11 protein-coding genes are annotated in these 7367 nt (G+C 36.7%); 6 read left to right on the plus strand and 5 right to left on the minus strand.

Annotated features, from left to right (window positions below):
• Window positions 1-180: DUF1054 family protein (locus tag AC1DUW_RS17415; RefSeq protein ID WP_477643070.1), on the minus strand; the 180-nt coding region annotated here is incomplete at its 3' end.
• 201 nt (window positions 181-381) lie between these two features.
• Between AC1DUW_RS17415 and AC1DUW_RS17420 the strand changes: the two genes are divergently transcribed.
• Together AC1DUW_RS17420 and AC1DUW_RS17425 are read left to right on the plus strand one after the other, a co-directional pair.
• Window positions 382-579, plus strand: coding sequence for a hypothetical protein (locus AC1DUW_RS17420; RefSeq protein ID WP_053345189.1), 198 nt, complete (start codon window positions 382-384; stop codon window positions 577-579).
• A gap of 424 nt (window positions 580-1003) precedes the next feature.
• A complete protein-coding gene (locus AC1DUW_RS17425; protein ID WP_053345190.1) occupies window positions 1004-1807 on the plus strand; it encodes an inositol monophosphatase family protein in 804 nt (267 codons plus the stop codon).
• Between the two features lie 144 nt (window positions 1808-1951).
• On the opposite strand, the gene AC1DUW_RS17430 is transcribed toward AC1DUW_RS17425, so the two are convergent.
• Entirely contained in the window at window positions 1952-2134 is a 183-nt protein-coding gene (locus tag AC1DUW_RS17430) for a YlaF family protein (protein WP_053345191.1), read from the minus strand.
• Between the two features lie 124 nt (window positions 2135-2258).
• On the opposite strand from AC1DUW_RS17430, the gene typA reads away from it, so the two are divergent.
• Genes typA through AC1DUW_RS17445 form a run of 3 tightly spaced genes read left to right on the plus strand, consistent with a single transcriptional unit; the run spans window position 2259 to window position 4726 of the window.
• Window positions 2259-4106 (plus strand): translational GTPase TypA, encoded by a 1848-nt coding sequence (typA, locus tag AC1DUW_RS17435; protein WP_053345192.1) that lies wholly within the window; start codon window positions 2259-2261, stop codon window positions 4104-4106.
• Between the two features lie 22 nt (window positions 4107-4128).
• Complete coding sequence (locus AC1DUW_RS17440; RefSeq protein ID WP_053345193.1) at window positions 4129-4437, plus strand: YlaH-like family protein; 309 nt, start codon at window positions 4129-4131, stop codon at window positions 4435-4437.
• A 4-nt stretch (window positions 4438-4441) separates the two neighbouring features.
• A complete protein-coding gene (locus tag AC1DUW_RS17445; RefSeq protein ID WP_053348008.1) occupies window positions 4442-4726 on the plus strand; it encodes a hypothetical protein in 285 nt (94 codons plus the stop codon).
• On the opposite strand, the gene AC1DUW_RS17450 is transcribed toward AC1DUW_RS17445, so the two are convergent.
• The 3 genes from AC1DUW_RS17450 to AC1DUW_RS17460 all read right to left on the minus strand — a co-directional run bounded on the left by AC1DUW_RS17450 (window position 4694) and on the right by AC1DUW_RS17460 (window position 6140).
• Window positions 4694-5188 carry a hypothetical protein gene (locus AC1DUW_RS17450; protein WP_477643071.1) on the minus strand — a complete coding sequence of 165 codons (495 nt, stop codon included), beginning with the start codon at window positions 5186-5188 and terminating at the stop codon, window positions 4694-4696. The genes AC1DUW_RS17445 and AC1DUW_RS17450 overlap by 33 nt on opposite strands.
• Entirely contained in the window at window positions 5178-5378 is a 201-nt protein-coding gene (locus AC1DUW_RS17455) for a YlaI family protein (RefSeq protein ID WP_072272690.1), read from the minus strand. Before AC1DUW_RS17455 ends, AC1DUW_RS17450 begins: the two co-directional genes overlap by 11 nt.
• Window positions 5379-5540: 162 nt before the next feature.
• A complete protein-coding gene (locus AC1DUW_RS17460; protein ID WP_053345195.1) occupies window positions 5541-6140 on the minus strand; it encodes a YhcN/YlaJ family sporulation lipoprotein in 600 nt (199 codons plus the stop codon).
• Window positions 6141-6407: 267 nt separating this feature from the next.
• Between AC1DUW_RS17460 and AC1DUW_RS17465 the strand changes: the two genes are divergently transcribed.
• Window positions 6408-7367: PhoH family protein (locus tag AC1DUW_RS17465; RefSeq protein WP_477643072.1), on the plus strand; the 960-nt coding region annotated here is incomplete at its 3' end.

Genomic DNA, 7367 nt, shown 5'->3' on the forward strand with positions numbered 1-7367 from the left:
GAGCTTAGCAACATGAGGGAACATCTCTTCACCGGTCATCACAGATAATTGTTGTGAAAAGTGCTCTCCAAGTGCTTGTAGCTTGGGTTGGATCTGCTCTTTTAAAGCATCCATTCGCGGTTCCAATCCATCAATTTTAAAAACGTTAAAATCATCAGCTGAAAAACTTGCTATATTCATTATCATCTCTCCCACTGTAATATCTGCACATATTGTAGCATAAGTAAAAGTAATAATTAAAAAATAAGGATTTAGTTCATTATCGAAAAATTCCTTTAAGTTAAAAGAACAAATTAGTTGCTATTTGTGGTAGGAAGACATATGATAAAATAAAAATAAATTCAGAAAATTAAGTTAATTGACGAAGGGAGAATGTTAATTATGAAACAAGTCATGAACCAAGCATTAAAAGCTAAAGAAGTTGAAAGACATAGAGCTGCAGTGTTAAGAATGGAAATGGACTATGAATTAGCAACCCTTTTTGAAGCAATTAGTGAAGAGAATGATCAAAAGAGGTCACAATGCAAGCAAAGGCTTGAGCGTATCCGCTTAGAATTGCTAAAACTTAAAGCCTTGTAAAATGATAAAGCTGCAGAGATCGTGAAGGAGAATTAATGAAGGAAATGAATCAAATTCAATACAAGAAATTCTATTATAGATGATGAACGGACACTTATTTTATAAAAAATAATGTGTCCGTTTTTCGTTAAATGAACAAAATAGTAGTAAAAGCTGGTCTTTGATTTTTAAAATGGACTACTTTCCTGTTAATTAGGAAAAAAATTATCAAAAGTATACAAAAAAATTTTTATGCATGAGGATAATTAGCTTATAAGCTTAAATGGAGTGAAGAATCGTGAATTAAATAACCCTTATTATTCAAAGGTATTATAAAAATTGGTAAATTTATGATGTTAAAAACTTGAAGACTTGATATATTTGCTTTAATCTTTAGTAGAGCATGTTAGTGTAGTTTCTGATTACAAAGGACGGGGATATTATAATGGCATCGGTTAAGGAAATGGATACATATGCGAAATTATGGATGAAAGAAGCAGGGTCGAAGCTGAGAGCGTCCTTTGAAACCAAGCTGAATATTGAAATTAAAACGAATCCTAATGATTTGGTTACCAATATGGATAAGGCAATAGAAACGTTTTTTTGCGATAAAATTACCGAAACTTTTCCCGAACATCGTATATTTGGGGAAGAGGGAATGGGTAATGAGATAAAAGATTTAAAAGGAACGGTGTGGATTCTTGATCCAATTGATGGAACATTGAACTTTATTCATCAACAGCGAAATTTTGCGATTTCTCTTGGGATCTATGAGGATGGTATCGGGAAAATTGGTATGGTTTATGATGTCGTAAATGATGAACTGTACCATGTAATTAAAGGGGAGGGGGCATTTATGAACGATCAAAGACTCTCTCCGCTGAAAGAGGTATCGGTTAGCAAAGCCATCCTTTCCATGAATGCAAGCTGGGTAACGGAAAATCGCCGGATTGATCCGAGTCTTCTAGCCCCGCTTGTGCGGGATGCGCGCGGGACCCGTTCATATGGCTCAGCAGCATTGGAGTTAGCATACGTGGCAGCAGGCAGGCTAGATGCTTATATAACTATGCGGCTTATGCCTTGGGACTTTGCCGGTGGAGTTTTACTGGTTGAGGAAGTGGGCGGAGAAGTAAGCAATATAACTGATAAAAAATTGGATTTTTTAGAGGGAGATTCATTATTTGTCTCTAAGCCTGGAATGCACAAAGAGGTTTTTGAGAAATATTTAACAGGTAATACTAGCCTTTAATACCCCTGACCTAAGTCATTGGTAATGTTCAAAAAGGATATTAAAATGGGTAAAGTAAGACTAAAGACTTAGTGGAGTAGAGAATATATTTCACTTGAAAAAATTAGCAAAAAAAAACTCGCTGTTTACAGCGAGTTTTTTATATTATAACTTTCCTGCTTCGCGTAATTTTTTCTTTTGAGTGAAGCCAAACCCCATAATCCCGCAAAGTACAACGATTGCAGCTAAGATTCCAAGTAAGCTTTTTTCAGCAATAAAGATGCCTATAGAGCCAATACTTGATGCTGCTAGTATCGCTAATATTAAGAAATTCCATTTAATATTCATTAATATCACCCCTAATATATCTATTGTACATAATTTCTGTATTTGTTTCTACTATGTTTGTGATATAATATGTAAGTTAATACTAGTGATACGTTATACACAAACTTTTTTAGGAGTGAATTTTTTGAAATTAAGAGAAAATATTCGTAATATAGCCATCATTGCCCACGTTGACCATGGTAAAACAACTTTAGTGGATCAGTTGCTTAAGCAATCTGGTACATTTCGTGAAAATGAACATGTGGAAGAACGTGCGATGGATTCTAATGCTATTGAAAAAGAACGCGGAATTACGATTCTTGCGAAAAATACAGCAGTTCAATACCAAGATACAAGAATAAATATTTTGGATACACCTGGTCATGCCGACTTTGGTGGTGAAGTAGAACGGATCATGAAAATGGTTGATGGTGTTTTACTTGTTGTTGATGCATATGAAGGATGTATGCCGCAAACTCGTTTCGTGTTGAAAAAAGCATTGGAACAAAAAATAACGCCAATCGTTGTCGTGAATAAAATTGATAAAGACTCTGCCCGTCCAAACGAAGTTGTGGACGAAGTAATTGACTTATTCATCGAACTTGGAGCTGAAGAAGAACAATTAGAATTCCCTGTTGTCTTTACTTCAGGTATTGCTGGTACAGCAAGCTTGGATTCAGATCCTACCAAACAAGAAAAAGACATGACCCCATTATTCGAAACAATCGTCGAAACGATCCCTGCACCAATTGATAACACTGATGAACCACTTCAATTCCAAGTGGCTTTACTTGATTACAATGATTATGTAGGACGTATTGGTGTTGGCCGTGTATTCCGTGGGAAAATGCATGTAGGTCAACAAGTTTCATTAATGAAACTTGATGGATCGGTTAAGCAATTCCGTGTAACGAAAATCTTTGGTTATATTGGCTTGAAAAAAGTTGAAATCCAAGAAGCTGTTGCCGGTGATTTAATCGCTGTTTCCGGTATGGAAGATATTAACGTTGGGGAAACAGTTTGTCCTATTGAACATCCTGATGCCCTTCCAATTCTACGTATCGATGAGCCAACATTACAAATGACTTTCCTTGTAAACAACAGCCCATTCGCAGGCCGTGAAGGTAAATTCGTAACAGCTCGTAAAATTGAAGAGCGTTTGAAAAGCCAATTGCAAACTGATGTTAGCTTAAGAGTTGAAAATACAGATTCTCCAGATGTCTGGATTGTTTCAGGTCGTGGAGAGCTTCACCTTTCTATCTTAATTGAAAACATGAGACGTGAAGGTTATGAACTGCAAGTTTCTAAACCTGAAGTTATCGTTCGTTTGATTGATGGAGTACGTTGTGAGCCAGTTGAACGTGTTCAAATCGATGTACCTGAAGAGCACACTGGTTCTATCATGGAATCCATGGGAGCTCGTAAAGGCGAATTGTTAGATATGATTAATAGCGGAAGTGGTCAAGTTCGTTTACTATTCACGATCCCAGCTCGTGGACTTATTGGTTATTCTACTGAGTTCTTAACAATTACACGTGGTTATGGTATCATGAACCACTCATTTGACAGCTACCAACCAATGGCCCAAGGTCAAGTCGGTGGAAGACGTCAAGGTGTACTTGTATCAATGGAATCTGGAAAAACTACACAATATGGTACGATGCAAGTAGAAGACCGCGGTGTTATTTTCGTTGAGCCAGGTACGGATATTTATGAAGGTATGATTGTCGGAGAACATAACCGTGATAGCGATTTGACTGTTAATATCGTAAAAGCGAAACAAATGACAAATATGCGTTCAGCTAATAAAGACCAAACTTCTTCAATGAAAAAACCAAGAATTATGTCTCTAGAAGAAGCTCTAGAGTATTTGAACGACGATGAGTACTGTGAAGTAACTCCGGAATCAATCCGTCTTCGTAAAAAGATTCTTGATAAAAACGAACGTGAGAGAGCAGCTAAAAGAAAAAAAGTTGCTGTTGAAGAAAAATAAATAGCAAGAGGAGGAGAAAAGATTGGATATCCAAGAGCGATTATCATTTTTTGCAGCTTTGTACAGAGTGGATGAAAATCCTGAAGCAGGAATGTGGTATTTATATTTAACGATTTTTGGATTATGCATCCTTGTCTATCAGCTAGGTTTTGCCAAAAAGTTACCTTTGCTAAAAAATGTGATTATTTACGCGGTAATGGCACTTGGGTGTACCCTTCTTTCTTTCTTTGCAGTGTTTCTGCCAATGGGGGAAGCATTAGTCATCGCATCGCTTGTTCTAGGGATTTATAGAATTCGTCTTCATAATTCGAGAAAAGAAGAACAGGCATAAGATGATGAAATCATTACAAGATGCTTTATACAATTGGTTGACGATTAGAGTTGTCTGTGATGCAAGACCTGATGATTCAGCTGCGCGCGAAACAGAAATGTTTTTCATGCAGATGCTGAAAAATGATCATCAAGTAATCATTGATTCCGTTTCAAAAATAGAACCTTTTTATTTCGTTGAGTTTCTAATAGGAGACGAAATGAAAAAGCAACGTTTTCCTATTGAATTGATTGATATTATGTTGGATCAAATACAACTAGAACCAGATAAGTATAAAAATATCGAGTGATGATAAAAAGAACCGTGCGAATTTCGCACGGTTCTTTTTATATTGCTTTTGGAAGAAATATCGCGTAAATAAGATGTAAGAGAGACCACAAAAAGAAAGCAGCAGATCGAATGGATGGGTAACTTCCGTTTGTGAAAGAAAGGATAATGGAAAATAAAGCAGGATCGCAGGAGTGATGATGCAAATAGCAAGTGTGTATGTTTTCCATTTGCGAAATATGCTCCAAGTATGAAGGATATATACATAACTAAAAGTAATTGTAAGTGAGACAAGGAGATGGAAAAGGAACAACGTTGCCTCACTCCAGGGGATTGCCCCGATTACTGGAAGGAAATCTACATTTAATAAAAGCTGATACACTTGTTTTCCTGAATACATTTCCATCCACTTCATTAAGAAGCCGAGCATGATCCCATTAATCAGGCCAATCAAACAGACCTTTTTTAATGTTTTACCATTCATCTTCATTTTTGATAGTGCGGTAAAGACGGAAATTCCCGGTGGCAATCCGTTCGTTTGTACGCTCTTCTATGCGTTGATTGCATGTATTGCACATATAGGTATGTATAGGACGGTTACGAAGTTTCTTTGCTTCTGGACTATCGTCTGGTATAGATTCAATTTGATCACATATTACACATTTAACCTTCATATTATTTGAACCTCACTTCAATTTCAATATGCTTTTAAGTATACCAATATTTTTATGGTAAAACGAGGATAAAGTGAAACTTACATGTGAGTGACTAATCATTATTAAGGTTATGACTGTATAAAAGACAAAAACCCGAAGGTCTCTTCGGGCTGGGGTTATTTACTCTTTATAGTGATTAGATTGATCATTTTGCTCCTCATCAAGCTGTTTTCTTTCCTTGTTATTATTAAGTTTACCCTTTTCGTTTTCAATGACTTTTGTGGGTGTTGGGGTTAAAATATCACCTGGAACCTCAGGAATGACTCGACTTGTGATGTCAGCCAGTTCATTTAGTATTCCTCTTACAGGTTTACCGTTGTTAATATCCTTAGCCACCTCCCTAATTCGTTCATTTATATCAGGATCAGCGACGATGATAGCATTTGCTCCGTTTGGATCATGTTTTAAGCTTTCACCAACCGAGTATTTAATCGTTCCTACCTGTGAACGTTCAATGTCTTGGTCAATATCAATTCCGACTATGGCATATTTGCCAAGTACGACTGCAGTGGCATCGTTCACCTCGGGAATAGATTTAGCCAGACCAGTGAGTCTTTTTGCTGTTTGCTGACCAGTTTTTCTATCCGTTTCCTGAACAGACGAATTATTAACTTTAGTTAGATTACTTTTTGTGTTATCTTGTGACTCTTCATTATTATTATTCATCGAGCAGCCTGTCATTAACAGAACAGTAGCAAGAGCTAAAATAAGTTTCCGCAAATGTCCATCCTCCTTTTAGGAAATTACCTTTCCGTTAATTACAGCCTGTCCACTCCAACTAAGTCTGATGCATAAATTGCAGTAAACCTGCTGTGTTCCATATGATCAAAGCTCACTTTGCAGGAAGTTTTCTTTATAGTCTGTAAATGTTCTTCTATCTTTATGCAAAGGAACATATATTTTATCAACAGTCTCGTCCGCTACATAACTGCTGAGTGCAGTCAATGGTAAGACATATCCGATAAAGAGCAGGCAGGAGGCGTCATATTGGGGAAAAAAATCTATGTTTTAGATACGAATGTCCTGTTGCAGGATCCGTATGCGATTTACTCATTCGAAGATAATGAAGTAGTCATTCCAGCAGTTGTTTTAGAAGAATTGGATTCGAAAAAAAGATATATGGATGAAATTGGAAGAAATGCCAGGCAGGTATCAAAATTGATCGATAGTTTTCGTGAAAAAGGAAAGCTTCATCAAAGCATTCAGCTTCATAATGGAGGTAGCTTAAGAATTGAACTTAATCATCGTTCATTTCATAAACTTCAGGAAATTTTCGTGGAGAAAACAAATGATAATCGAATATTAGCAGTTGCAAAAAATTTATCTTTAGAGGAAGAAACAAAGGAAGATGGGAAGACGGTCATTCTTGTCAGTAAAGATACTCTAGTGCGTGTAAAAGCTGATGCGATAGGGCTTGAGGCAGAGGATTTTTTAAATGATCGTGTTGTTGAAATGGACCATATATATGGAGGGCATAAAGAAGTTTTTGTGTCGATTGACAATCTGAATAAGTTTTATGAAAAAAGTCATCTTAAGCTTGAAGAACTGACAAAAGATTTATACTACCCTAATCAATTCTTGCTGATGAAGGATACATTGGGAAGTTCAGCCTCAGCGATTGGGATTGTAGATGAGAACTGCAGATATGTTAAGAAACTAATGTATGAAGGAGAACATATTTGGGGAATTAAGCCGAGGAACGTTCAACAGACGATGGCCCTTGATTTGTTACTTCGTTCTGACATTCAGCTTGTGACGCTTATTGGTAAGGCTGGGACAGGAAAAACGCTATTGGCATTGGCAACAGGATTGATGCAAACAGAAGATTTATCTCAATATAAGAAGCTTCTAGTAGCTAGGCCTATTGTTCCGGTCGGTAAAGATATTGGTTATTTACCCGGGGAAAAAGAGGAGAAGCTTAGACCTTGGATGCAACCTATTTTTGAT

It is taken from the genome of Peribacillus sp. P4_C12 (assembly GCF_056402095.1).